Below are 25,195 nucleotides of genomic sequence, written 5' to 3'. Positions count from 1 at the left end.
GTAAAAAAGGAGAGTAACAGTGCTGGATATAGACACAAACGCAACATTACTTGGTTTTGCCGTGGGTTTACCGATGGCTGTTGTATTTTTTTTGGGGCTCAATTTCGGCATGCGTTTGGCTTTAGCATCACAGAGCCCAGGTTTTTTGTTGATGTTGAGCTTCTTTATTCGCCTTGCCGTGTTGTTAGCGGTGGGTTTCGCTATTGTTAATTTAACCGATACGTTGTGGTCGCTGGCTGGTTATATGTTGGCATTTTTGCTAGTCAGAATAGTGGCAGTGATGCGTGCGCAACTGCAGCAAAAAGTGGTTAATACAAAACAGGAGGGTACCTAAATGCAGCTCACACCTGATCAAACAATTGTCTTCAACATTGGTAGTTGGGCCGTGAATGCTACCATTTTCAATACTTGGATTGTGATGGCGTTGCTGGTCGGTGTCTCTGTCTGGGTCACGCGCAACCTGAGTGCTGACAAGGCACCGGGGCGTTTAGGCAGTGCTCTTGAATTAATTGTTACCACTATTCAAGCGCAAATTGAAGAAGTCACACGCACAGGCGCGCGCCATGTCTTGTACTTTTCCGGTACGCTTTTTCTATTTATTGCACTGTCTAACATACTGACGGTGATTCCAGGCTTTGCACCACCGACTTCATCGTTGTCGACTACGGTGGCACTAACCTTGTCTGTGCTGGTGGCGATTCCTCTTTTTGGTATCGCCAATGGCGGTGTGCGTAATTACCTGCGCACCTTTATTGAACCATCAATGATTATGTTGCCGTTTAATATTATTGGTGAGTTTTCGCGCGGCGTGTCCTTATCGATTCGTCTGTATGGCAACGTGATGAGTGGCGCGGTGATTGCCGCGATTTTGTTGAGTATCGCGCCGTTCTTTTTCCCTGTGGTCATGGATATGCTGGGTTTGTTAACCGGTTTTATCCAAGCCTATATTTTTGCAATTTTGGCCACTGTGTATATTTCATCTGCGATGGCAGATCCTCCCTCAAACACTTCTGAAAAGGATAAACAACCATGACTGAACTCGCACTTATTGCAGCTATTTCTATTTTTACTGCAGGTCTAACCATTGCCATTGGTTCGCTTGGTCCGGCTTTAGGTGAAGGGCGTGCCGCTGCAGCAGCGATTGCAGCGATTGCGCAACAGCCAGATGCTGCGCCAACGTTATCGCGTACGCTATTTGTCAGCTTGGCGATGATTGAATCAACCGCAATTTATTGCTTTGTGGTGGCGATGATTCTTATTTTTGCCAATCCGTTTTGGGATGCCATGCAAGCAGCAGCAGGAGCTTAATGCTTTATGTCGATTGATTGGGTAACAGTACTGGCGCAAATTGCCAACTTTTTAGTGTTGCTATGGCTGCTCAAGCGTTTTCTGTACCGTCCGATTTTAGATGGTATCGATGCGCGTGAAGCAGAAATCAGCAAACGTATTGCTGATGCTGAAAAAGCGCAGCAAGAAGCGAAGGCTGCAGAAAGCCAGTACATTAAACAACGCGCGCAACTGGTCTCGGAGCAAGATGCCTTGCTGGAAAAGGCCATGCAAGCAACTGAAGAAAAGCGTGATGGCTTACTGGCTGATGCGCGCAGCAAGTTGCAAGAAGAGCATCAAGACTGGCGTAAACACCTTGATAATGAACGCCAAGCATTTAATAAACGCTTACAAGAAACTGGCACTGATGCGCTGTTAAAACTGACGCGCAAAGCACTGCATGATCTGGCTGACGAGCGCCTTGAAGATGCGATTGTGCGCCATCTAGGTAAGCAATTACAGCCGATTGCCGCTGAATTGGTACAGGCTGCAGCGGGCAGTCAACAGGCGCAAGTGACCACCCGTAATGCATTGCCAGCCGCCACGCAAACATTGCTGGAGAAAGAAGTGCAGCAGTGGTTGCCTGAGGTGAACTTGAGTTTTGCCACAGATGAGCAACAGTCGCCTGGCTTAATTATGCAAGTGGGCGGTGCTCAGGTTGCCTGGACCACGGACAGCTATATGGATGAGCTGGCGCAGCTGTTAACCCAGCATGCATCCAGCGCTGCTGCTGTGCGCTTAACCAGTGATGGCCGCTAAGGAGAGTCATGTGAGCGAGTTGGATGATGTGATTGAGCAGCAACCGGAACATGATTTTTCGGCTTGGATCGATAGTCTCGTTAATAGCCCAACGCCTGCACCCTTGTTAATTGAAACCGGCACTGTGACTGAGGTGGCTGATGGTGTGGCGATTGTTTCGGGTTTGGCACGCGCTTTAGCTGATGAGTTGGTGGTGTTTGCCAGCGGCATCCAGGGTATTGTGCTTGACTTAGAGCCAGGGCGTTTAGGTGTTATTTTGCTGGGGCCATCCGAGCACATACGCCTTGGCGAGACAGTCTACCGCACACGAAAGGTGGTCAGTGTGCCGGTGGGTTCAGCGTTATTGGGGCGTGTGGTTGATGCCATGGGGCGTCCGCGCGATACTTTAGGGCCGATTGATGCGGTGGCCGAACATCCGATTGAAGCCGAAGCGCCGAGTATCCTTAATCGCACCCAAGTTTTTAGACCTTTAGCGACGGGAATTAAGGCCATTGATGCGGCGATCCCGGTGGGCTTAGGCCAGCGCGAGTTGATCATTGGTGACCGGCAAACCGGTAAAACTTCGATTGCCATTGATACCATGCTTAATCAGGCGCGTTCTGATGTGGTCTGTATTTATTGCGCCATTGGCCAGCGCGGTGATGCCGTGGCACGGGTGATCCGTGCGCTTAATGAGGGAGAAATGTTACAGCGCAGTATTGTCATCAGTGCCGGTGATGAAGAAGCGCCAGGGCTGTCCTATATTGCCCCTTATGCTGCGATGACTATGGCAGAGTATTTTTCAGCACAAGGGCAGGATGTACTGATCATCTTTGATGACATGACCCACCATGCACGCTCTTACCGTGAACTGTCATTATTATTACGTCGCCCGCCGGGCCGTGAGGCTTTTCCAGGCGATGTTTTCTATGTGCATGCGCGTCTTTTAGAGCGAGCAGGTCAGTTTGGCCCTGAAATTGGTGGCGGCTCAATTACTACTTTGCCAGTGGTGGAAACCCAAGCTGGGAACCTCTCGGCTTATATTCCAACCAACTTGATTTCGATTACCGATGGACAAATTTATTTATCACCGCAGTTGGTGCGTAGAAACCAGTTTCCGGCAGTGGATTTAGGTTTGTCAGTTTCGCGTGTGGGCAGCACAGCACAGAATCGCACCTTGCGTGGCGTTTCCGGTAACTTGCGCGTGACACTCTCACAGTTTGAAGAGCTAGAAGACTTTGCCCGTTTCGGTACGCGACTCGATGATGTGACTCGTGCGCGGCTGGCGCGCGGCTCAGCAGTGCGTACCGCGTTGCGCCAAGCCGAGCGAGACCCGATGCCAGCACTTGAGCAGCTGGCGGTGTTGGTTGCGGCCATGGAAGGTTTGTTTGATCAGCTCAAAGAGCATGATGTGAGTGCTGCCATGCGTTTAGTACGTGATGCTGCACAGCAACATTTAGCCGTGATTGAGCAGCGCATTGCTGAGGATAAAGCGTTAACAGATGAAGACCAAGCGTTGATTGTTGAATGTGCGCAGGCTGCTTTAAGCAGTTTTGCTCCGCTCGCGGCGGCTGCAGGCAAGTGAGGGTATAAATGGCACAAACCCTAGAGCATCTGTCACGCAAAAATGACACTCTGACCAGCATCAGAGGCATTGTGCGTACTATGAAAACGCTATCGGCAATTAACGCCTCGCCCTATGAGCAAGCTGCTGAGTCAATTGAGGCTTATCACCACACGGTTTTACATGGGTTAGCTGCGTTTGTTTATCGTACTGGCGGTGTGAGTGTGCTCTCACAAAATATTCAGCCTAATAAGCGTTTATTGGTGGTGTTTGGCTCTGATCACGGCTTATGCGGCAACTACAATGAGCTGCTAGCCAATGCCGTGACTGATTACAGCGCGGCTCATCCTATAGCGCAGCAGCACATTCTGTGTATTGGTTCGCGCATGGGCAATGCTTTGCTGGAGCAGGATTTAACGCCGGATGTAGTATTGATGCCGCCCGCTTCGGTGGATGGTGTCGGGCGGTTAGCGGGTGATATCGTCACACGTATTGATGGCTTGGGACGAGGGGAGCCGTTGGCTAATTTGGCGGTGACTTTGGTGTTTACTCAGCGTGCCGAACACGGCTATCAGGAAACTGTTACACGTGCTTTATTGCCGTTAGATGACAGCCTGTTGCAGCCTGCGCAGCGCTGGCAGTCACGCGCATTACCAGATTACAGCATGGCCGGTGGGGCTTTACTGTCTTCGTTGGTGCGCAATCATGTGTTTGCCAGTGTATTTCGCGCCTCTGCCGAAGCGATGGTCACGGAAAACGCCACGCGCTTAGCCTTGATGCAACAGGCCGAGGAGTCGGTGGATGAGCAGTTGGATGTGGTCAAGCAAGAGCTGAGCAACGTGCGCCAAGATGAGATTACCAATGAGTTGATGGATATCGTCATCGGCCACCTGGCCTAGGCCTGCAGAATTGTCGGCGAGCGCTTGTGAACAGGTTGTGGGCGGGCACTTGTGCCCGCGCAATGCGGTTTGCAGTCGGATCTGTGCAGGGTTTGATAGCGCAATCGTGGGCCCGCGATTAGAAGCCGTGGGCATAAATGCCCACCCTACCGTTTATCGAGAAATTGTACGGTTTGTAGGGCGGGCACTTGTGCCCGCGCAGGGGGTTCAAGCTATCAATTCGTCATCCATGCTGCGGGTGGGTTTAGGCTAGCATCCCACCATCCACAGTCAGGGTCGTGCCCGTGGTGTAGCTGGAGGCGTCGCTGGCCAGATACAGCACTGCACCAGCCATTTCGCTGGGGTCGGCAACGCGCTTAAGGGGAATGATTTGCAGCGCGTGTTTCAAGATAGCCTCGTTAGAGGTCAGCGCTGAGGCAAACTTGGTATCGGTTAAGCCGGGTAACAGCGCATTACAACGAATGCCAAAGCTGGCGCAATCTTTGGCGAACGCTTTGGTCATGCTGATTACAGCAGCTTTGGTGATTGAGTAAATACCTTGCATTAGAGCCGGTGTCATACCGTTAACCGAGGCGACATTGATAATGCTACCGCCGCCGTGTTCGCGCATCAACTTGCCAGCTTCTACCGACATAAAGAAGTAACCACGAATATTCACATCGACGGTTTTTTGGAACGCGCCTAAGTCTGTATCTAAAATATTGCCGAAATACGGGTTGGCTGCAGCATTATTGACCAAAATATCAAGGCGGCCAAATTGCTCGCGGATCTGCGCAAAAACTGCGCTGATTTGCTCCATTTCACCAATATGGCAGGCCATCGCCGTGGCTTTACCACCGGCTGCAGTAATCTTTTCCACCACGGCTTCACAGCTCTCAATGCGGCGGCTGGAAACAATCACATGCGCGCCTTGTTGGGCGAGCAACTGTGCAATGGCGGCACCAATACCACGGCTGGCGCCGGAAACAAAAGCAATTTTACCGTCTAGATCAAACAAATTGGTTTTAGACATACGATTCCCCTTAGAGATGGCGTTACAGCGTTGATTTTTTTATGACGTTAAGCGCCATCTGTTCTAACAAAGCATTGAGTTGGACAAAGGGTGCAAAGCGTTTGTCTTTGGTTTGCCCGTGATAAAAACGGTAGTAAATCTGCTGCACGATTCCGGCCAAGCGAAAGATGCCGTAGGTGTAATAAAAATCAAAATTGGTGATCTCAATACCAGCTTTTTTCGCGTAATAGTCAACGATTTCTTGGCGAGTGAGCATGCCCGGTGCGTTGCTGGGCTGGCGGCGCATCATTTGTACGGGCGGCGGGTCGCCTGCTTCAATCCAGTAAGCAAGGCTGTTGCCTAAGTCCATCAGTGGGTCGCCAATGGTGGCCATTTCCCAATCCAGCACGCCAATAATCTGCATGGGGTTATCAGGATCAAGAATCACATTATCAAAACGGTAATCGTTGTGGATAATCGCAGGCTTGGGGTGGTCAGCTGGCATCTTTGCATTGAGCCAGGCTTTTACTTCAGTCCATAGCGGTGCGTCTGGGGTCAGGGCTTTTTCATAGCGATCACTCCAGCCTTTAATTTGTCGCTCAACATAGCCATCTGGTTTACCCAGCTCGGCCAAGCCGCAGGCCTGATAGTCGACTTGGTGTAAATCCACCAGCTTATCGATAAAGCTTTCACACAGCGCTTGAGTTTTATCTGCAGTGAAGTTCAGTTCAGCAGGGATGTCAGAGCGCAAAATAAGGCCTTCAACGCGCTGCATCACATAAAACTCATCGCCAATCACTGACATGTCGGTGCAATGCACATAGGCTTTGGGACAGTATGGAAAGCCTTGGTTGAGACGGTTAAGAATTAAAAACTCACGGCCCATGTCGTGCGCCGATTTGGCTTTTTTACCCAGTGGTGGACGACGTAAGACTAAGTCTTGCTCAGGGTACGACAATAAATAGTTCAGATTAGAAGCGCCACCCGGAAACTGGCGAATCGTAGGCTCGCCAGTTAGGTGCGCTAAGTGCGGCTTGAGGTAACGCGCAATCACCGCGGCGTCCAGTTCTTCCCCTTCACGCGCTTGAATGGTTTGATCAGCCAGTGACATATCTAGCCCTTATGTTTATAAATGATTGGGTAGAGGTACCTGGCATAATCTAATGGCCAGCGGATCGATCCTCAAGCGCTATGCTAGTGTTATAAGTTTAAATGTTGATGCATTATCGGTTTAACGTATAAATCCAGTTACGCTTTTAATTCGAGCCAGATCGGTGCATGGTCTGAAGGTTTCTCCATCGCACGCAATTCATAATCAATTCCTGCATTAAGCAAACGCGGCCTAAGGGCAGGGCTGGTCATAATTAAGTCGATACGCAGGCCACGCTTGGGCTGATCTTCAAAGCCGCGACTGCGGTAATCAAACCAGCTAAATTGATCATCAACCTGTGGATGCAGAACGCGAAAGCTGTCTTCCAGCCCCCAACCTTTAAGTGTTTGCATCCATTGGCGTTCTTGCGGTAAAAAACAGCATTTACCGGTGCGCAACCAGCGCTTGGCATTGTGCTCACCAATGCCAATATCAGAATCTCTGGGTGCAATATTAAAGTCGCCCATTACCACTAAGGCATCCTCTGGGCTAAAACGGCTTTGTAATAACTGCTGTAAATCTGCATAGAATTTTTCTTTGGCAGGAAACTTGGTCGGATGACTCATGTTTTCACCCTGCGGAAAATAACCATTCATAACCGTAATAGGTGTGCCATTGCTGTCGGCAAACACGCCCCAAATAAAACGGCGCTGAGCATCGTCTTCATCGCCAGGGAAGCCCTTATGAATCTCTAAGGCGGGTAAGCGCGATAGCAACGCCACGCCGTAATGGCCTTTTTGTCCGTGATAGTGCACCTCATAGCCCAAGTCTCGGATCATTTGCTCTGGAAACTGCTCATCAGCCACTTTAGTTTCTTGTAAGCCGATCACATCAGGTTGATGCGTGGTAATAAGTTCGGCTAGCTGGTGTGGGCGGGCGCGTAGGCCATTTATATTGAAAGAAATAAGTCTCATGGTAAACCTTATAGGTTGACGGTAAAATGCGTGAAAAATAAGTACTCTGTTTAGCCAAGGATAGCTAAATGATGCAGCCTCTGCGATTGTTTGGCTTGTGCCGCATTGCTTTTATTGCGTTATTGATACTTTTATTGATCGTCACAGAAAAAGATAGGCGCTGACGCTGCATGCGGAGATTAAATTTACGACAACTGATTTTGCTATTAACGGTATCCACGGCACTGCTGATACTAGGCAATACATTTTATACCAGTTATAAAACTCAGCGGACTCTATTGATTGAGCAAACCCTTGAAACCAATCAAGCCTATGCCGCTAAATTAGCAGGCAAAATTGAGGATTTTTTAGTGGCAGTGCAGCAGCAGCTGGCGTTTGCTGCGCAAGATATCCTCTTGACTGATCATAGTCCGCAGGCGCTAGAACATATTGTTGAGCGATTAATAAAGCAGTCGAATAATTTTAACTCAGTATTGATTGTTGACTCGAAAGGAACCGTTACCGCTGCATCAGAGACCATGCGCGCTTTATTGGGTGAAAAATTGCGCAGTACAGGCTCTTTGCAAGCACTTAAAGAGCGCAAGCCGCTCATCAGCCAACCCTTTAACTCTGTTGCTAAAATCAACCGCTTAATTGTTTTTATTTCTCAGCCTGTGTTTGACGCGCAAGGCAACTATTTAGGTTTTGTCGGCGGGTCTATTTATTTGAATGACGAAAGTGTTTTGCAAACGCTTTTAGGCGAGCATTATCAAACTGATCGCTCGGTTGTTTATGCAGTAAGTCAGGAGGCTCGTTTAATTTATCATCAGGACGCATACCGAGTTGGCGAGTTAGTCGATGACAACCCGGTGGTGGTTAAAGTGATTGCGGGTCAGGCAGGAAGTCAACAGTTGGCCAACACACTGGGCGTTGAAATGCTCGCTGGCTACGCGCATGTGCCAAGTGCGGGTTGGGGTGTGGTTACCCAGCGTTCTTTAGATGCGACCTTGTTGAGCATGAACCAGCAGATGTTGGCTGTTGCAAAGTATAGTTTTCCATTCTTTGTCTTGGTTTTGTGGGTGGTGTGGGTGGTGTCACGCTGGATTTCTAAACCGCTTTGGCAACTTGCGCAGAGTGCTGGATATTTAGATCGACCCGATGTTAAAGCAAATATTTCTGCTGTTTCAGCGTGGTACTTTGAGGCAGCACAACTGAAACGTGCGATGTTACGTGGCTTGGCTGGCCTGAATAGAAAAATAGGACAGTTGAGTTTAGAAAACATTACCGACCCACTGACTGGCCTGCTCAATCGCCGTGGCATGCAAGCGATGTTGGATGAGTGGGAAGTGGCTGGGCAACCGTTCTCTATTATCATGGGTGATATTGATCACTTTAAGCGTATCAATGATGAGTTTGGTCACGATGCGGGTGATGAGGTTCTGATCACTCTTGCTAAGCACATGCAAGAATCCTCACGACCAGATGACTTGGTGTGCCGTTCTGGCGGTGAGGAGTTTATCCTCTTGCTGCCAAAAACCGATGCCAGTGTTGCCCTTAAAGCAGCAGAACGCTTGCGTCAGCGTGTTGCCAGTGAACTATGTCCAAGCACTGGTCAGACGGTCACTATGTCGTTTGGGGTTGCCAGCTGGCCTTGCGCTGGAGCGACGGTTGCAGAGGTGATGAAAAATGCTGACCAAGCATTGTATGCAGCAAAAGAAGCTGGACGTAATCAAGTTCATCACAACCAATAAACATGCTGATAATACTTGCAGCTGAAGTGTTGCAGCTGCAAAGCCAGTGTTTCATGGTAATGCATATAGGTTGGCGGTAAAGTATGTGCGGATAAACACGACGTATAAGCGACAGAGGCAAAGCCTTGTCGCTGCAATTGCATGGCTTTATTACGTTTTTGAAACCTTTTGATCGCTACAAAATAATCACGGATACCGGCACTGCATGCGCAAGTTAACGCTACGACAACTGATTTTGTTATTAACGGTATCCACTGCGCTGCTGATATTAGGCAATACGTTTTATACCAGCTATAAAACTCAGCGTACTTTGTTGATTGAGCAAACCCTGGAAACCAATCAGGCCTATGCCTCTAAATTGGCGAGTAATATTGAGGATTTTTTAGTGGCAGCGCAGCAGCAATTGGCCTTTGCTGCGCAAGATGTCATTTTGAGTGATCATAAAGTTGAGAATTTAGATCATATTGTTGAGCGATTGATAAAACAAACGGACAGTTTTAACTCGGTTTTGATTGTTAACGCACAGGGCGAAGTAATTTCTGTTTCAGAGACTGCACAAAATTTATTAGGTAAAAAACTGCAAAGTACGGGTTCTCTGCAAGCACTCAAAGAGCGTAAGCCATTAATCAGTGAGCCGTATAACTCTAATGCCAAAGCCAGCCGTTCTATTATTTTTATTTCTCACCCTGTGTTTGATGCGCAAGGCAGCTATTTAGGCTTTGTTGGTGGCTCGATTTATTTGAATGAAAAAAGCATTTTGTATTCACTTTTAGGCGAGCATTATCACGCGGATGAATCCTATATTTATGTTGTTGATCGGCATGCGCATTTAATCTATCATCAGGATTCCTCGCGTGTCGGTGAGAATGTGTCGAGTAACCCTGTGGTGGCGAATATCAATGCCCAACAGACTGGCAGTCAGCAGTTAATCAACTCTAAGGGTATTGCAATGCTTGCTGGTTATGCGCCAGTGCCAAGCTCCGGTTGGGGAGTGGTTACCCAGCGCTCTTTAGCGGCCACGCTGATGGCTATGAATCAGCAAATGTTGGCTGTGGCAAAGTACAGTTTTCCAATGTTTGTGCTGATTATGTGGGTGGTGTGGGTCGTTTCGCGCTGGATTTCTAGACCGCTTTGGCAACTTGCACACAGTGCTGAGTATTTAGATAGATCTGAGGTTAAAGCAGATATTTCTGGTGTTTCAGTATGGTACTTTGAGGCGACGCAGCTTAAGCGTGCGATGTTACGCGGCTTGGCTGGCCTGAATAGGAAAATTGGACAGTTAAGTTTAGAAAATATGACCGACCCACTGACAGGTTTGCTTAATCGCCGCGGTATGCAAGTCGCGCTGGATGAGTGGCAGCAGGCTCAGCAACCATTTTCTATTATCATGACTGATATTGATTATTTTAAGCGTATCAATGATGAGTTTGGTCATGATACGGGCGATAAGATTTTGAAGTTTATAGCCAAACATATGCAAGAATCATCGCGCCCTGATGATGTGATCTGCCGTGTCGGCGGTGAAGAGTTTGTGCTGTTACTGCCAGAAGCGGATCAAGGCATTGCTTATAAAGCGGCTGAGCGCTTACGGGCTCGAATCGAGAGTGATGCCTGCCCGTGTGTTGGAAGGCCGGTTACCCTCTCGTTTGGCGTGTCCAGTTGGTCGCCTGAACAAAGCAGTATTGCACAGGCAATGAAAAATGCTGATCAGGCATTGTATGTTGCAAAAAATGCAGGGCGCAACCGCGTGTGTAATGGTTAAGCCGCCTGTTAAAACAAGCTGTGCTTGCGTTGGCTGTAACTAAGGTGACCACAATGAGTTGCTATGTCTATTAATACCTTATATTTGGTTCGCAGGCTGGTGCTCTGCGCGCTACTGATGCTGTTGGCTATGCCAGCGATCGCTGCTGACCGTGTGCAGGTGACGGTGACGCCGAAAAGTAGTGAGTTAAAGAAAAATATTGAGGCCTATATTGGTGAACTTGCCGAAGGTGATCGACGTACTTTGCAGGCCGCCAAACGTGCTGTGCAGAAGCAAGCTCGTTTGGCCAGTCAAGCACTGGGTTATTATCAAGCGCAGATTGTGGTGCGCATTAGCGAAGGGGACGAGCCAGTCTTGCATGTTGAGGTTGAACGTGGTGATCCGGTACGTTTGCGCACAGTCAATATTCAGGTCAGAGGTGAAGCAGCTGAGTTGCCGGCATTTACTGTAGCGGATGATAAACGCTTAGAAGTTGGCGCACGTCTTGATCACAGTGCCTATGACGACGTGAAAAGCATGTTGCAGAATCAAGCACTACGTTTTGGTTTTTTTGCCGCAGAATTTAAACAAAGTGAAATATTAATTGATCCGCAAATTGGTGCAGCAGATATCAATTTGGTATTTGACAGTGGTCCACGTTATCGCTTGGGCGAGGTGCATTTTTCTGAGCACGCAAAAATTGATCCAGAGCTGCTGCAGCGCTTACTGCCGTTTACTCCAGGCACGCCCTACAGCTCTGCACTGGTGGCTCGGCTGAGTCAAAACCTGCAGTCCACAGGCTATTTTCAACAGGTTCGGGTGGATGCGGTGGGCACTGCCGAGGGCCCTTTAGATATTCCGGTGGATGTTGTTTTAGAACCGATTAAACCGCGCACGCTCAGTCTCGGCCTTGGCTTTTCTACTGATGTGGGCCCACGTGGACGTTTAGGCTGGGAGCGGCATCGGGTTAATCAAAGCGGGCATAAGCTTGGTTTTGACAGCGAAATATCCAAGCCTCGGCAAAATATTTCCACTTGGTACCAAATACCTTTGGCAGCACCGCTCACCGATTATGTGCGTTTCTCTACCGGCTATCAGCGCGAAGAGTTGGTCGATGCTGACAGCCGTTTGATCAATCTCGGTGTGCAGTGGCATGCACGTTTGCCCAGCGAATGGCTGAGGGTTATATCGCTGCGCTGGGAGCAAGAAGACTATGATTTTGGCAGTGGTTCCAAAGATGGCCGCAGCAGCTTTTTAATGCCTGGCATTGGCTACTCGGTGTTGCGTAGCGATTCGCCTTTAGACCCCAATCAAGGTTATCGCCTGCAGTGGGATGTGCGTGGTGCTAAGCAAGATTTTATTGCCGATGCAGATGTGTTGCATGTCACTGCGTTAGCGCGTGGCTTAGTGACCTTCGCTGATAAGCACCGCCTGCTTGGGCGTGCACAAATCGGTGCAATTGGCACCAATAGCTACTCTAAAGTGCCGCCATCGCTGCGCTTTTTTGCTGGTGGTGATCAAAGTGTGCGTGGTTATGATTATCAAACATTGTCACCGCGTGATGCGCAAGGTAATCGCGAAGGTGGCCGCTATATGTTTGCCGGTAGTCTTGAGTACCAATACAGCATTGCCGAACGCTGGCGTGTGGCGACCTTTGTTGATCAGGGTAATGCCTTTAATTCACTGACCGATACGATGAATACTGGGGTCGGTTTTGGCCTGCGCTGGGTGTCGCCGGTCGGGCCTTTACGCCTTGATTTAGCCCATGCCTTGCACGAAGACAAAGGCTGGCGCATTCACTTCTCAATGGGACCTGAGCTATGAAGCGCATCAGTGTCCGCATTGTGTTGAGTGTCGTGTTGCTGGTTGTCATGCTGCTGGCTGTGACGTTGAGCCTGCTGCTGACGCAAACAGGCAGCCGTTGGTTACTTGATCAGGTGCCTGGCTTAACGGTTGAGGGTTATCAGGGTGTGCTGCTGACGGATTGGCGCGCTGAGCGCGTGCATTGGCAGCAAGATGATCTGTCTGTGCAGTTAAATACTGTGCATATGCAGTTGCGGCCGAGCTGTTTGTTGCGCAGTGCGCTGTGCCTAGACACCCTAGAGGTGACGCGTCTTGAGTTGAATCTGCCAGAAGCAGAGACGCCGACCGAGCCTGAGCAGAGCATCACCCTGCCTGACTTAAAGCTGCCGCTGAGCATTGAAGTCAAGCGCGTGCAGCTCGGTGAATTGATCCTTAATGGCGAATCGTTGCTCAGTGATGCTGGCTTGCGTGCACGCTGGCTGGATGATGGCATTCATATCGGCGAGATTGCCCTGAGCTACCAAGACTATGCGCTGCAAGGCAAAGGTAAGATTACCCCTAGCGCAGGCTGGCCGCTGGACGTACAGCTCAGTGCGCAGCTGCCGATGCCTGATGCGCCGAGGCTGGATATCGAAGCGCAACTGACTGGCAGCGTGCAAAATTTAACCCTTAATGCGCAAACTCAAGGCTACCTTGCCGCTGATATCAAAGGGCAGGTGCAAGCACTGGATGCTGATTTACCCGCACAGCTTGAAATTAAGCTGGCATCGTTGCAAGTCACACCCGACTTGCCCGAGACACTGCAACTGGCTGACGTGATTATTGATTTACAGGGCGATATGCAAAAAGGCTATCACCTTGCCGGTCTTGCGCAGCTGCCCAATACCGCAGAACAGATGCAGCTCAGTGTGGCGGCGCTGCTAAAAACCAGCGGCGCACAATTGCAAGCGTTGCGTTTAAGTGCCAGCGCAGAAGCCTATGTTGCGCTTGAGGGCGTTGTCGATTGGCAAAATGATTTGCAAGCCGATGCGCAGTTGCAATGGCAGCATTTTCCTTGGCATAACCTGCTGGCGCAGGATGATATTCCAGTGCAACTGAAAACCTTAAATGGTCAGATCAGCTATAACGCAGGCGCTTATCAAGGACAGATCGACGGCGATTTAAGCGGGCCAGCCGGTCCCTTTAGCCTAACCACCGCCTTTGACGGTGATCTTGAACAGGTGCAGTTGCATGAGCTGTTGATCGAGGCAGGGCAAGGGCGTTTACAAGGCACAGCAAACGTCGGTTTTGCCGATGGCGTGCAGTGGTTAGCGGATATTCAAGCCAGCAAACTGAATCCGGCGTACTGGTTAGCAGAGTTACCGGGCGAGTTGGCCGGTGCAATCCACAGCCAAGGATTTCTGCGTGATGGTCAGCTGCAAGTCGATGCCACGGCAGACCTAAAAGGCACGTTGCGTGGCTCTTTAACGCAATTAGATGTTGATTTACACGGCACGCAACATGGGCAAGAAACGCCATTATGGCAGCTCAATAAAGCTGATATTCGTTTTGGTGATAACCGCATAACGGCCACGGCGCAGATTGATCAGGCGCTGGCTGCCGAGTTGCAGCTTGATTTACCCCGCTTAGTGCAACTGTGGCCGGGTTTGGCCGGTAAAGCGCAAGGTACGATTAAAGTATCAGGTAGTTTAGCTGAGCCGCTCGGTGTGGCGCAGCTAGAGGGGCGCGGTATTGCCTATCAAGGCAATAGGGTCGGCAAACTAACTTTGCAGGGCCAGTTGCTGGCTGCGCAGCAGGCACACATAACGCTGGATGCTGAACGCATTTGGAGCGGTGAGACTGAGTTTGGTGTCTTGCATATTGATGGGCAGGGTTCACTGGAGACGCACAGTGGCTCGTTGTCACTGAAGGGGCCGTTATTGGACACCCAGCTTAAGCTCAGTGGTGCGATGCAAGACGGTGATTGGTTAGGGCAGCTGCAGCAATTGCTGTTAAGCAGCCATCAACAAAACTGGGCCTTAGAAAAAGCCACGGCAATTGTCTATCGAAAAACGGGTGAGCTGACCGTTGCAGCGCATTGCCTAAAAGATGGACAGTCGAGCCTCTGTGCCGGCGAGCAGCGTTTATTACCGCAAACTAAAATTGATTACCAGCTGCGGAACTTCCCGCTAGCGACGCTGCAGCCTTGGCTGCCGGCTGATGCGCAGATTGCAGGGCAGGTCAATGGCGCGTTTAACGTTGAATTGCTCGATAAAGGACCGCTGGGCAAGGTGCAATTGGACGCGGGCAAAGGTCAGCTGCGGGTTAAGAATAATGACGAGTGGGAAACCTTTGCTTGGCAAACATTAAAGCTCAACAGCGATCTGACCGAGCAGGCGATTAAGTCAGTTCTGCAGCTAACAGGTGCCGATAGCGGTCATTTAGAGCTGGTGGCAGACATTGACCCGCTTTCTGAACAGAAAAAATTGCGTGGTCATTTCTTGATTGAAAATGTGGATTTGTCTGTATTGCGGCCATTTATCGACCAAGTCAGCACCATAGACGGTGTGCTTGAAGGGCGCGGTACCTTAGCCGGCACGCTGCTGGCGCCTTCTATTACGGGGTTTGTACAAATACGTGATGCCCAACTCAGTGGTGGTGAGTTGCCGGTGCCCTTTGAGCAGTTGCAGCTACGTGCTGACATTAAAGGCGAGCAGTTGCAGCTCAGTGGCGGCTGGCGCAGTGGCGAAAACGGCAGCGGCAGTATTCAAGGCCGTGTGCAGTGGGCACAGCAGTTGTTGGTTGATATTGATGTTAAAGGCGAGCAACTACCGCTGCATGCTGAGCCCTATGCCAATATTGAAATTGCCCCCGATTTACACATCAGTCTCAAACAGCAGCGCTTGTTTGTCAGTGGTGAAGTGGCAGTACCAAAAGGCTTAATCACCATTCCGCAGTTGCCTGAACAGGCGGTGCGGGTGTCGTCTGATGCGCGGGTGATTGGTCAGGCTGAGCCGGAAGCGGGCTTACAGGTGGCAATGGACATCACCTTGAATGCGGGCGCAGAGCGCTTGCGTTTTTCTGGCTTTGGCTTGACTGCGGATATACGCGGCAACTTACAAGTGGGTGACAACTTGGCCGGTCGCGGCATGCTGGAATTGCTTAATGGCCGTTACCGTGCCTATGGTCAGCGCCTGCAATTACGTCGTGCGCGCTTATTGTTTGCTGGGCCTTTAAGCCAGCCATTTTTAGATATTGAAGCAGTGCGGGTGACCGGTGATGTGACCGCTGGGCTACGTTTAACAGGACCTGCGACGCAACCACGCAGCGAGATATTTTCCAATCCAGCCATGAGTCAAGAGCAAGCCTTATCGTGGTTGCTGCTGGGTCGACCGCTGCAAGGTGGCGGTGAAGATGGCAATGTCATGGCGCAAGCCGCTCTTGCTTTAGGCTTGATGGGGACCGCACCAATTACCAATAAGCTGGCAGAAGTCATTGGTGTACAAGACTTTTTGTTAGAAAGTGAGGGCAGTGGCTTAACTTCGAGTGTGGTGGCCAGTGGGCGCATCAGTGAACGCATCAGTTTGCGTTATGGTGTGGGTGTATTTGAGCCAGCCAGTACCCTAGCACTGCGCTACGAACTGACCAAACGCATCTATTTAGAGGCGGCCAGTGGTTTAGCCAACTCGTTGGATGTGTTTTATAAACGTAACTTCTAGCCAGGCTTAACAAGGGTTTGGCGGCTTTCATAGGGCTGCTAAACGCGCTTTGTAGGCTTTTAAATTAGGTCGGGTAGGGCCTTTGTGGTAGACTATGCAGATCGAAGTCACCCAAAAGTGGTTTAATGTTTAGCCTGAGATCTGGTTTCACCCCCTTCTTGATGCTCCACCTCTTTGAGAAATGCTGGCGCGGCGGCCTGTAGCTGGTTTACTTCTCACATCGCACGATAGTTTAATTCGCTTTATAAAATGTCTCTTAAGCTCATTTAAAGCTTAGACGGACAACTGTATCTAGAAATTAAGGACGCTCTAAAAGAGCTGCTGTTATAAGCCAAACACTTAAATGGCTTAAGCGCTTTTTCAGAGAATCCCTAAGGGGTTTCAAAATGTATTACTGGTTTATGTTAGCTCTAGCCGTGGTTGCTGAGGTATTAAGCACTGTAGGTATGAAATACGCTGCAACCAGCTCACCAATCACCGGTTATATTGTGATGGCGCTGATGATTTCGCTGTCGTTTTACGCTTTTTCGCGCGCCGTGGTCCATATTCCACTGGCTGTTTCTTATGCGATTTGGGAAGGTTTAGGCTTATTCTTAATTGGCGTTGCCGGTGTGGTGCTCTTTGGTGAGTATTTAACCCTAGGTGAGATGTTTGCGATTGCTTTAATGCTGTTTGGTTTGCTGCTGGTAACCTTTGATAAGGGTCAGGCTGCTGAGGCGGATGATGCGGCAGTGGTTGAGTTGCTAAAGGCTAAACCTGTACGAGTTGTGCGCCCGCAGGTTAAGCCGGTGCGTATCGGTACCTTAGGCGAGGTGACGCTATGATAGTCCCTGTCTCGTTATTGATCGGTTCGGTGTCGCTGGATTTATTAGCTTGTTATTGCGTAAAGCGCTCGAAGGGCTTTCAGAAAGTCGTTTGGGGTTTGGCAGGTTTGTTGGCGATTATTAGTGCCTTTGTTCTCTTGAGTTTTGTTGTGCGCCATATTCCGCTGGGTATTGCCTATTCAATTTGGGGTGGTATGGGTGTGCTGGGTACAGTGCTGCTGGATCGTCTGCTGTTTAACTCGCGTTTAGGTAAGCAGGGTATGATTGGCGTGGCTTGTATTGTTGCTGGTATCGTGGCGATGCAATTGTAATTTTGTTTTTTGTTTGGGGCGCGGGCGTCCGCCCGCAGCCCCTTTCCTGCACCATCCTTGGCTCTCCATATTTCTAATTTTTGCTGGCTTGAGTTTTTAGAGGGCGTGCAAACCCTAGCGCTGATCAATGCTCTTGCTTTAAAAGAGCCGTGCTACAGAATCGTAAACAACATCAATGATCAATCGCAGTGTGCGGGTGTTGTGGCGAGCGAAGCCAAGGATGGCGTAGCGCCCGCATCACGCCAGGAGGGCGTGTTAAGGGAAGAACAACACTTGCACGCTGCAACATGCGCAAATTGTTCCTGAAGGTTTTTTTATTTGAGGTGTAATGGCCATTAACAATTGCGTGGCATAGCGTACTTCGGGGTAGGTGTTTTTCCGTCGATGAACCCATCCTGGGTTCAACTCCGGCGCTCGCCGTCCTTGGCTCGCTCATCACACCAACCCCGAAGCACTCGTTGATCAAAGGCGTTGTTATTAAGATTGATATAAGGCTCGTCTATTTCTGGAGGTTTTAATATCTCGGTAGCAGGTATTAGTCATCATAACGGCATACACAACCACAGTTTAATTCAACAAAAGCGGCAAGCCCTTGCCGCTTTTGTGTTCATGGCTATCAAATCATAGTCCCCGCATAATTTTATAGTGGCACGGTCTTTGCATTAATCCTCACACATAGCTACGGGCGTCAATTGCCCATCGCGGAGGATTTACCATGGACAAGATGCTCTATATCTCCATGACCGGCGCAAGCCACAATACAAAAGCCTTGCAGTCGCATGCCAATAACTTGGCCAACGTCTCGACCAGCGGCTTTAAACGCGACTTTGAACAAGCGCGTTCCATGCCTGTATTCGGAGATGGCCTACCGGCGCGTGCCTATGCGCTGAGTGAGCGCCCAGGCACAGATTTTACTGCAGGCACATTACAAGAAACAGGGCGCGACCTCGATGTTGCCGCCATTGGCGATGCTTGGCTGGCCGTACAGTCTGCAGATGGCAGCGAAGCCTACGTGCGCACTGGCAGCTTGCAAATTGATGCGCTGGGCATGTTACGTACCGCTGCCGGTTTACCAGTAATGGGTAATGCCGGACCGATTGCCGTGCCGCCAGAGCAGAAAGTCGAAATCGGCCAAGACGGCACCATCAGTATTCGCGCATTGGGCGAAGCGCCCAGCGTCATGGCAGAAGTGGATCGCTTAAAGCTGGTTATACCTGATCCTAAGCAATTAATAAAAAGTGCTGATGGTTTAGTGCGTGCGCGTGACGGTCAGCCGTTTGAGGCCGATGCCAATGCGCGCGTGACCTCCGGTTTTACTGAAGCCAGTAACGTCAACGCGGTTGAAGAGATGACAGCGATGCTGTCGCTATCACGCCAATTTGAACTGCATGTGAAGATGATGCGCACAGCCGAGGATAATTCCTCAGCTGTGGCACGGGTTATGCAGTTAAGTTAGTTATAAAGCCAATTAGGTATTGCAGCGTCATAAAGTCGACGCTCGAGGAGAACGAACATGCTTCCAGCACTTTGGGTCGCTAAAACAGGTTTATCCGCACAGGATATGAACCTCACAACGATTTCGAATAACTTAGCCAACGTCTCAACCACGGGCTTTAAGCGTGATCGGGCCGAGTTTGAAGACTTGCTCTACCAGATTCGTCGCCAACCCGGCGGGCAGTCCAGTCAAGACAGCGAGCTACCCAGTGGTTTACAGCTGGGTACCGGTGTGCGCATTGTCGGCACGCAAAAAATATTCACCGCTGGTAGCCTGCAAACCACAGAGCAGCCGCTAGATATGGCGATTAACGGCCGTGGTTTTTTCCAAGTCTTGATGCCTGATGGCACCGTCTCATACACCCGTGACGGTAGTTTTCATCTGAGCTCTGACGGCCAAGTGGTGACCTCCAATGGTTTTGCCTTAGAGCCAGCGATTATGCTGCCGCCAGAAGTGCGCACCTTTACCGTTGGTGAAGACGGTACCGCCACGGTGACCACCGCCGGTAACCCACAGCCACAAATCGTCGGCAATATTCAAATCACAGACTTTGTGAATCCTGCTGGCTTAGAAGCCATTGGTAATAACTTGTTCTTAGAAACCGCAGCCAGCGGTGCGCCGCAAGACGGCACGCCAGGTCTCAATGGTCTGGGTACGGTATTGCAAAACACCTTAGAAAACTCAAACGTCAGTGTGGTGGAAGAATTGGTCAATATGATCACCACGCAGCGTGCCTATGAAATGAACTCAAAAGTCATTTCCACGGCGGATCAAATGCTGTCGTTTATTACTCAGCAGCTTTAATAGACTTAAGTGGAGTCGTGTGATGAAACGTTCATTAATTCTGGTCAGCCTTGTTACATCGGTGGTAATGGTGGGTTGCATGCCGCTGCCACCTAAGCCTGATGATCCTTATTATGCGCCCGTTTTACCGCGTACCCCATTACCTGCCACGCAAACCAATGGTGCTATTTATCAGGCGGATTTTGACAACAACTACTTTACTGATCGCAAAGCATTTCGCGTTGGCGATATTATTACCATCAGCTTAAACGAGCGCACCCAAGCCAGTAAAAATGCCAGCTCACAAATCCAAAAAAACAGTGATGTGGATATCGGCGTGCCCAATATCCTTGGTATGGCCATTACACCCAAAAACCCACTGTCAGGATTAAGTGCGCTGGGTATGACTAATGATAAATTAAGTTTAGAGGCCGGTTATGGCGCTGAACGCGCAACTCAGGGCTCAGGGCAAACAGGGCAGAGCAACAGCCTGTCGGGTTCGATTACTGTGACCATTGCTGAAGTGTATCCCAATGGCGTACTGGCAGTGCGCGGTGAAAAATGGCTGACATTAAATACTGGTGATGAACTGGTGCGCATTTCTGGCATTGTTCGCGCCGATGATATCAGCACCGATAACGTGGTTTCTTCAACCCGCATTGCTGATGCACGCATCACTTATTCGGGTACCGGTGCATTTGCTAATGCCAGTAAGCCGGGCTGGTTGGATCGTTTCTTTCTTAGCCCATTATTTCCGTTTTAAAGGTAGGACTGAGTATGCATAAGTATTGGATTGCCTGCCTTGCAACGCTACTGATCAGTGGCTTGGCGCAAGCAGAGCGCTTGAAAGACCTCGCCAGTATCCAGGGCGTGCGCAGTAACCAATTGATTGGTTATGGATTGGTGGTGGGTCTTAATGGCAGTGGTGACCAAACCACACAAACGCCGTTTACCGTGCAAACCTTTAACAACATGTTGGCGCAATTCGGTATTAAAGTGCCGCCGGGTGGCAACGTGCAGCTGAAAAACGTTGCTGCAGTCTCCATTCATGCAGAGTTGCCAGCGTTTGCGCGTCCGGGTCAAACCATTGACATCACCGTCTCGTCGATTGGTAACGCAAAAAGCCTACGCGGCGGCAGCTTGCTGATGACACCCTTAAAAGGGATTGATGGCAACGTCTATGCCATTGCCCAAGGTAACTTAGTGGTCGGTGGTTTTGACGCCGGTGGTGCTGATGGCTCGCGCATTACTGTCAATGTTCCGTCAGCCGGACGCATTCCTTCTGGCGCCACCGTTGAGCGTGCTGTACCCAGCGGTTTTAACCAAGGCGAGTATTTGACCCTGAATTTAAACCGCCCTGACTTCACCACGGCGAAAAACATTGTTGATGCCTTAAATGACATGCTTGGCCCGCAGGTTGCACAAGCCATGGATGCCGGCTCAATCCGAGTGGCAGCACCGGCAGACCCTACACAGCGAGTGAGCTATTTATCAGTTATTGAAAACTTAGAGATTGAAGCCGGACAGGCCGTGGCTAAAGTGATTATTAATGCACGCACCGGCACCATTGTGATTGGTCAAAACGTGCGCGTACAGCCCGCAGCGGTGACGCACGGTAGCTTAACTGTGGTGATCACTGAAGACCCTATAGTGAGCCAGCCAGAAGCCTTTTCTGAAGGACAAACAGCGGTTGTGCCACGCTCTAGAGTCAATGCAGTAGAAGAAGCCAAGCCGATGTTTAAGTTTGGCCCAGGTACCACACTGGATGAGATTGTCCGTGCGGTAAATCAGGTGGGTGCAGCCCCCTCTGACTTGATGGCAATTCTTGAAGCCCTCAAGCAGGCAGGCGCGCTGCAAGCCGATCTGATTGTGATTTGAGGATAGTGTTATGAACTTGCACAGCACCATCGTAGCCGATAGTGGCGCTTATACTGACTTAAACCGCCTGCACCAGCTTAAGGTCGGTGAAGGGCGTGACAGTGAAGCCAATATTCGTAAAGTCGCGCAAGAATTTGAATCATTGTTTCTCGGCGAAATGATGAAAGCCATGCGCGCGGCGGGTGATGTGTTGGCTGATGACAACTTTATGAACACCAACGAAAGCAAAACCTACCGCGACATGTACGATCAGCAATTGTCGATCACCTTGTCGCAAGGTAAAGGCATGGGTATGGCTGATGTCTTGACCCGCCAGCTGTCACAAGCACCAAAACCCAGCACTGCTAATCCGTTTACTCAAGAAGCTGTAGCGCCATTGACCGCAGCAGAGCAACCGGCAGCAGCGCCAGTAATAAACGCACTGCAGCCTAAAGTGAATAATGTTTCCCTTAATAGTCAGCGTGACGACACAGCATTACTCAATCAACGCCGTTTAGCCTTACCGGTGACCGCGGCAGGGCGTTCATTAGCAGGAATTGGAGCCGCTGCACAAGAAACCTTAAGCGCAGGCTTGGCTCAGCAATCCAATCAAGTACAGCAAGATTGGCAGGCCGCGCGCAGCTACCCAGCACCGCGTCAGCCGGCCATAGAAGTGGCAGGGCAAGCAGCCACAGCCACGGCTGCAGACTTAAACCGTAAGCAGTTTGCTTCGCCAGAAGAGTTTGTCGCCACCATGATGCCAATGGCTGAGCAAGCAGCGAAAAAACTCGGTGTTGATCCGCGTTACTTAGTGGCGCAGGCGGCTTTAGAAACCGGTTGGGGCAAGTCAATTATTCGTAGTGGTGCAGGCACTAGCAGCCACAACTTGTTTGGCATTAAAGCGCATGGCTGGGGTGGTGCATCAGCAAATGTCACTACTACTGAGTTTGTGCAAGGTGTCAAAGTTAAAGAGAAAGCAGATTTTCGTAGCTACGATTCTTTTGAACAAAGCTTCAACGATTATGTGAGCTTCTTGCAAAGTAATGGTCGCTACAGCCAAGCCTTGCAAGCCACCGCTAATCCTGAACGTTTTGTGACTGAATTACAGCAAGCAGGTTATGCAACAGATCCACAGTACGCGCGCAAGATCTCTCAAATCGCGCAGAAAATGCAAACCTATCAGCAGGTGGCTAGCGTTGAACTGCCACGTACCAATGTGCGGGCGTGAGGTGAATTATGGCTGATTTATTAAATATTGGATTGTCTGGATTAAGTGCAGCAAAAACTAAACTGTCGGTCACTGGCCACAATATCACCAACATCAATACGCCGGGCTACACACGTCAAGATACCGTGCAGGCCGCGCGTACGCCGCAGTTTAGTGGCGCTGGCTATATTGGCTCAGGTACTACGCTGACTGATATTCGCCGCACCTATAATGAGTTTTTAACCACACAATTACGCTCCAGTACCGCACTCAATAGCGATGTGATTGCTTATAAAAGCCAAATTGAGCAGCTCGATGGTTTGCTGGCGGGCAGCAATACTGGAGTGACACCATCGCTGCAAGCATTTTTCTCCGCGACGCAAACTGCCGCAGAAGACCCGGCTAATATTCCAGCACGGCAGCTGGTATTGGCAGAAGCCGAGGGCTTAAGCCGCCGTTTTAATAATATTTACGACAATATCAACTCGCAAAGCAGCTTTATTAATAAGCAGTTGGTCACCACCACCGATCAAATTAACCGCTTAGCGCAAACCGTGGGCAGTCTCAATGTCGCGATTGCCGGTGCCGGTAGTAATGGTCAGCAACCCAATGACTTATTAGATGCGCGCGATGAAGCGGTACGTGAACTGTCCACCTATATTGGTGTGAATGTTGTGGTGCAAGACAACAACACCTTTAACTTATCAATTGGCAGCGGCCAGCCTTTAGTGGTCGGCGGCACCGTCAACCAACTGCAAGCAGTGCCCGGGCGCGGTGATCCAAATAGGTTTGACATTGATTTTGTCAGCGGCGGTTCACGGCAAAATATTACCAGCAGCATTAACGGCGGTGAAGTCGGTGGTTTACTGCGTTATCGCAATGAAGTATTAGACCCAACAGTGAATGCTTTAGGACGCTTAGCGCTGAGCATTAACTCTGAGATCAATAGTCAACTGGGCCAAGGCTTGGACCTGAAAGGGCAGGTGGGAACCGCTCTGTTTAATGATATCAACGACCCAAAGCTCGCTGCTTTGCGTGTCCGCCCGATGGCTAACAATGTTGGTAGTGCCAGCGGCGCAATGAATATCACTAATACCAAGTTGTTGACCACCAGTGATTATCAACTGGATTTTGATGGAACTAATTACAGTGCGCGGCGCTTAAGTGATGGCGCGATAATGACCGTTGGTCAGCCAGCGAGTCCTATACCCCATCCAGTGCAGCTCAGCTTTGCCGACAGCGCTGGCCGCGATCAAGGTTTCACTCTAGAAATAAACAGCCTGCCCACTGCAGGTGATCGTTTTATTCTAGAACCAACCCGTCGTGGCGCCACCGATATTGCCGTGGTACTGGATCAACCTGATCAGTTGGCGTTTGCCGCACCTTTTAAAGCCGAAGCTGAATTGCAGAATAAAGGCAATGGCACGATTGGGCAGCCATCGGTGGAGATGGTGCTTGATCCGGCAACTTTGCCGCAGGCGAATTTTGTTGCGGATGATTTAAGACTGGATAACCTCAAAGCCGTTAACAACATGGGCTTGCGTTACGATGAAGCCACAAGCTCGATGGTGTTTAACACGCCATTACCGCCGGGTGTTGTCAGTATCACTACGGTTCCTACAGAGGGTATGACAGCAGCAGCGCCCGTAGCGATCAGCGGTTTACCTATCACTCCAGGACAAGCCAATCAACTCAGCTACGCCGTTGTGGTTAATGTGGGTGGCGTTACGCAAAGTTTCACCATCAATCAAACCATCAGCGGCCGCCCACAAAATAATGATCAGTTTACGGTTGGTTTTAACCAAAACGGTGTTTCAGATAACCGCAACGCATTAAAACTGGCTGACTTGCAGAATAAACAAGTGGTCGGCGTGGATGCCAATATCACCGGCATTGCTACGGGTGTCAGTTTTAATGATGGTTATGGCGATATGGTTGAGCGCGTTGGCACCTTAACTGCCCAAGCGAGGCAGGATGATATCGCCACCGGCGCAATCCTTAAGCAGTCAACCGATAACCGTAACTCGTTGTCTGCGGTGAACTTAGATGAAGAGGCAGCAAACTTGATCCAATTTGAGCAATATTACAATGCCTCTGCGCAAGTGATTCAAGTTGCACGCTCAGTGTTCGATACATTACTTAATGCATTTAGATAAAACTTTGG

General features: G+C 50.0%; 21 protein-coding genes. 18 read left to right on the top strand and 3 right to left on the bottom strand.

Going from position 1 to position 25,195, the window contains the following annotated elements:
- The first annotated feature begins 19 nt into the window (after positions 1-19).
- From FXF61_RS08460 to FXF61_RS08435, 6 genes are read left to right on the top strand one after another with little or no spacing between them, the layout of a single operon-like run.
- The gene (locus FXF61_RS08460) at positions 20-334 is read left to right on the top strand and encodes an ATP synthase subunit I (protein WP_151184852.1); all 315 of its coding nucleotides are present in this window, start codon (positions 20-22) and stop codon (positions 332-334) included.
- Positions 335-1,033, top strand: a complete 699-nt coding sequence (locus FXF61_RS08455; RefSeq protein ID WP_151184851.1) for a F0F1 ATP synthase subunit A — start codon at positions 335-337, stop codon at positions 1,031-1,033.
- Complete coding sequence (locus FXF61_RS08450; protein WP_151184850.1) at positions 1,030-1,308, top strand: F0F1 ATP synthase subunit C; 279 nt, start codon at positions 1,030-1,032, stop codon at positions 1,306-1,308. Before FXF61_RS08455 ends, FXF61_RS08450 begins: the two co-directional genes overlap by 4 nt.
- Positions 1,309-1,314: 6 nt before the next feature.
- Entirely contained in the window at positions 1,315-2,085 is a 771-nt protein-coding gene (locus tag FXF61_RS08445; RefSeq protein WP_151184849.1) for a F0F1 ATP synthase subunit delta, read from the top strand.
- Between the two features lie 10 nt (positions 2,086-2,095).
- The gene (locus FXF61_RS08440) at positions 2,096-3,649 is read left to right on the top strand and encodes a F0F1 ATP synthase subunit alpha (RefSeq protein WP_218571790.1); all 1,554 of its coding nucleotides are present in this window, start codon (positions 2,096-2,098) and stop codon (positions 3,647-3,649) included.
- An 8-nt stretch (positions 3,650-3,657) separates the two neighbouring features.
- Positions 3,658-4,527: a F0F1 ATP synthase subunit gamma gene (locus FXF61_RS08435; protein WP_151184847.1), complete on the top strand. Its 870-nt coding sequence runs from the start codon at positions 3,658-3,660 to the stop codon at positions 4,525-4,527.
- A gap of 244 nt (positions 4,528-4,771) precedes the next feature.
- Here the strand turns inward: FXF61_RS08435 and FXF61_RS08430 are convergent, their stop codons facing one another.
- The 3 genes from FXF61_RS08430 to xthA form a co-directional block, all read right to left on the bottom strand.
- Entirely contained in the window at positions 4,772-5,539 is a 768-nt protein-coding gene (locus FXF61_RS08430) for an SDR family oxidoreductase (protein ID WP_151184846.1), read from the bottom strand.
- Between the two features lie 22 nt (positions 5,540-5,561).
- Complete coding sequence (locus FXF61_RS08425; RefSeq protein WP_151184845.1) at positions 5,562-6,629, bottom strand: phosphotransferase family protein; 1,068 nt, start codon at positions 6,627-6,629, stop codon at positions 5,562-5,564.
- 137 nt (positions 6,630-6,766) lie between these two features.
- Positions 6,767-7,582, bottom strand: a complete 816-nt coding sequence (xthA, locus tag FXF61_RS08420) for an exodeoxyribonuclease III (protein WP_151184844.1) — start codon at positions 7,580-7,582, stop codon at positions 6,767-6,769.
- A gap of 170 nt (positions 7,583-7,752) precedes the next feature.
- Between xthA and FXF61_RS08415 the strand changes: the two genes are divergently transcribed.
- From FXF61_RS08415 to flgK, 12 genes are all read left to right on the top strand, one after another.
- A complete protein-coding gene (locus tag FXF61_RS08415) occupies positions 7,753-9,312 on the top strand; it encodes a sensor domain-containing diguanylate cyclase (RefSeq protein WP_151184843.1) in 1,560 nt (519 codons plus the stop codon).
- 205 nt (positions 9,313-9,517) lie between these two features.
- Complete coding sequence (locus FXF61_RS08410; protein WP_151184842.1) at positions 9,518-11,074, top strand: sensor domain-containing diguanylate cyclase; 1,557 nt, start codon at positions 9,518-9,520, stop codon at positions 11,072-11,074.
- A 63-nt stretch (positions 11,075-11,137) separates the two neighbouring features.
- On the top strand, positions 11,138-12,877 hold the full coding sequence (locus tag FXF61_RS08405; RefSeq protein WP_151184841.1) for an autotransporter assembly complex family protein: 1,740 nt from the start codon (positions 11,138-11,140) through the stop codon (positions 12,875-12,877).
- Positions 12,874-16,554 (top strand): translocation/assembly module TamB domain-containing protein, encoded by a 3,681-nt coding sequence (locus tag FXF61_RS08400; RefSeq protein WP_151184840.1) that lies wholly within the window; start codon positions 12,874-12,876, stop codon positions 16,552-16,554. The genes FXF61_RS08405 and FXF61_RS08400 overlap by 4 nt, the downstream gene beginning before the upstream one ends.
- A gap of 386 nt (positions 16,555-16,940) precedes the next feature.
- Positions 16,941-17,378, top strand: coding sequence for an SMR family transporter (locus FXF61_RS08395; RefSeq protein WP_151184839.1), 438 nt, complete (start codon positions 16,941-16,943; stop codon positions 17,376-17,378).
- A complete protein-coding gene (locus FXF61_RS08390) occupies positions 17,375-17,689 on the top strand; it encodes a multidrug efflux SMR transporter (RefSeq protein WP_151184838.1) in 315 nt (104 codons plus the stop codon). The genes FXF61_RS08395 and FXF61_RS08390 overlap by 4 nt, the downstream gene beginning before the upstream one ends.
- 715 nt (positions 17,690-18,404) lie before the next feature.
- Positions 18,405-19,145 (top strand): flagellar basal body rod protein FlgF, encoded by a 741-nt coding sequence (locus tag FXF61_RS08385; protein ID WP_151184837.1) that lies wholly within the window; start codon positions 18,405-18,407, stop codon positions 19,143-19,145.
- Between the two features lie 57 nt (positions 19,146-19,202).
- Positions 19,203-19,988 (top strand): flagellar basal-body rod protein FlgG, encoded by a 786-nt coding sequence (flgG, locus tag FXF61_RS08380; RefSeq protein ID WP_151184836.1) that lies wholly within the window; start codon positions 19,203-19,205, stop codon positions 19,986-19,988.
- 22 nt (positions 19,989-20,010) lie between these two features.
- Positions 20,011-20,730, top strand: a complete 720-nt coding sequence (flgH, locus tag FXF61_RS08375; RefSeq protein WP_151184835.1) for a flagellar basal body L-ring protein FlgH — start codon at positions 20,011-20,013, stop codon at positions 20,728-20,730.
- 14 nt (positions 20,731-20,744) lie between these two features.
- Positions 20,745-21,845 carry a flagellar basal body P-ring protein FlgI gene (locus tag FXF61_RS08370; RefSeq protein ID WP_151184834.1) on the top strand — a complete coding sequence of 367 codons (1,101 nt, stop codon included), beginning with the start codon at positions 20,745-20,747 and terminating at the stop codon, positions 21,843-21,845.
- A 10-nt stretch (positions 21,846-21,855) separates the two neighbouring features.
- Positions 21,856-23,052, top strand: coding sequence for a flagellar assembly peptidoglycan hydrolase FlgJ (gene flgJ / locus FXF61_RS08365; protein ID WP_151184833.1), 1,197 nt, complete (start codon positions 21,856-21,858; stop codon positions 23,050-23,052).
- An 8-nt stretch (positions 23,053-23,060) separates the two neighbouring features.
- Positions 23,061-25,187: a flagellar hook-associated protein FlgK gene (gene flgK / locus FXF61_RS08360; RefSeq protein ID WP_151184832.1), complete on the top strand. Its 2,127-nt coding sequence runs from the start codon at positions 23,061-23,063 to the stop codon at positions 25,185-25,187.
- Positions 25,188-25,195 lie beyond the last annotated feature (8 nt).

This window comes from Pseudomonas sp. C27(2019) (assembly GCF_008807395.1).
Classification (GTDB): Bacteria; Pseudomonadota; Gammaproteobacteria; order Pseudomonadales; family Pseudomonadaceae; genus Denitrificimonas.
The sequence above is the reverse complement of the archived record's forward strand: the minus strand, read 5'-3'. Positions and strand labels throughout refer to the sequence as shown.

Coding starts and splice junctions, on each gene's coding strand:
- FXF61_RS08430 (WP_151184846.1), bottom strand. CDS start 5,539: ATGTCTAAAACCAATTTGTTTGATCTAGACGGTAAAATTGCTTTTGTT.
- FXF61_RS08400 (WP_151184840.1), top strand. CDS start 12,874: ATGAAGCGCATCAGTGTCCGCATTGTGTTGAGTGTCGTGTTGCTGGTT.
- flgK (WP_151184832.1), top strand. CDS start 23,061: ATGGCTGATTTATTAAATATTGGATTGTCTGGATTAAGTGCAGCAAAA.
- FXF61_RS08405 (WP_151184841.1), top strand. CDS start 11,138: ATGTCTATTAATACCTTATATTTGGTTCGCAGGCTGGTGCTCTGCGCG.
- FXF61_RS08395 (WP_151184839.1), top strand. CDS start 16,941: ATGTATTACTGGTTTATGTTAGCTCTAGCCGTGGTTGCTGAGGTATTA.
- FXF61_RS08370 (WP_151184834.1), top strand. CDS start 20,745: ATGCATAAGTATTGGATTGCCTGCCTTGCAACGCTACTGATCAGTGGC.
- FXF61_RS08385 (WP_151184837.1), top strand. CDS start 18,405: ATGGACAAGATGCTCTATATCTCCATGACCGGCGCAAGCCACAATACA.
- FXF61_RS08390 (WP_151184838.1), top strand. CDS start 17,375: ATGATAGTCCCTGTCTCGTTATTGATCGGTTCGGTGTCGCTGGATTTA.
- FXF61_RS08435 (WP_151184847.1), top strand. CDS start 3,658: ATGGCACAAACCCTAGAGCATCTGTCACGCAAAAATGACACTCTGACC.
- FXF61_RS08445 (WP_151184849.1), top strand. CDS start 1,315: ATGTCGATTGATTGGGTAACAGTACTGGCGCAAATTGCCAACTTTTTA.
- flgJ (WP_151184833.1), top strand. CDS start 21,856: ATGAACTTGCACAGCACCATCGTAGCCGATAGTGGCGCTTATACTGAC.
- FXF61_RS08455 (WP_151184851.1), top strand. CDS start 335: ATGCAGCTCACACCTGATCAAACAATTGTCTTCAACATTGGTAGTTGG.
- FXF61_RS08450 (WP_151184850.1), top strand. CDS start 1,030: ATGACTGAACTCGCACTTATTGCAGCTATTTCTATTTTTACTGCAGGT.
- FXF61_RS08415 (WP_151184843.1), top strand. CDS start 7,753: ATGCGGAGATTAAATTTACGACAACTGATTTTGCTATTAACGGTATCC.
- flgH (WP_151184835.1), top strand. CDS start 20,011: ATGAAACGTTCATTAATTCTGGTCAGCCTTGTTACATCGGTGGTAATG.
- flgG (WP_151184836.1), top strand. CDS start 19,203: ATGCTTCCAGCACTTTGGGTCGCTAAAACAGGTTTATCCGCACAGGAT.
- FXF61_RS08410 (WP_151184842.1), top strand. CDS start 9,518: ATGCGCAAGTTAACGCTACGACAACTGATTTTGTTATTAACGGTATCC.
- xthA (WP_151184844.1), bottom strand. CDS start 7,582: ATGAGACTTATTTCTTTCAATATAAATGGCCTACGCGCCCGCCCACAC.
- FXF61_RS08425 (WP_151184845.1), bottom strand. CDS start 6,629: ATGTCACTGGCTGATCAAACCATTCAAGCGCGTGAAGGGGAAGAACTG.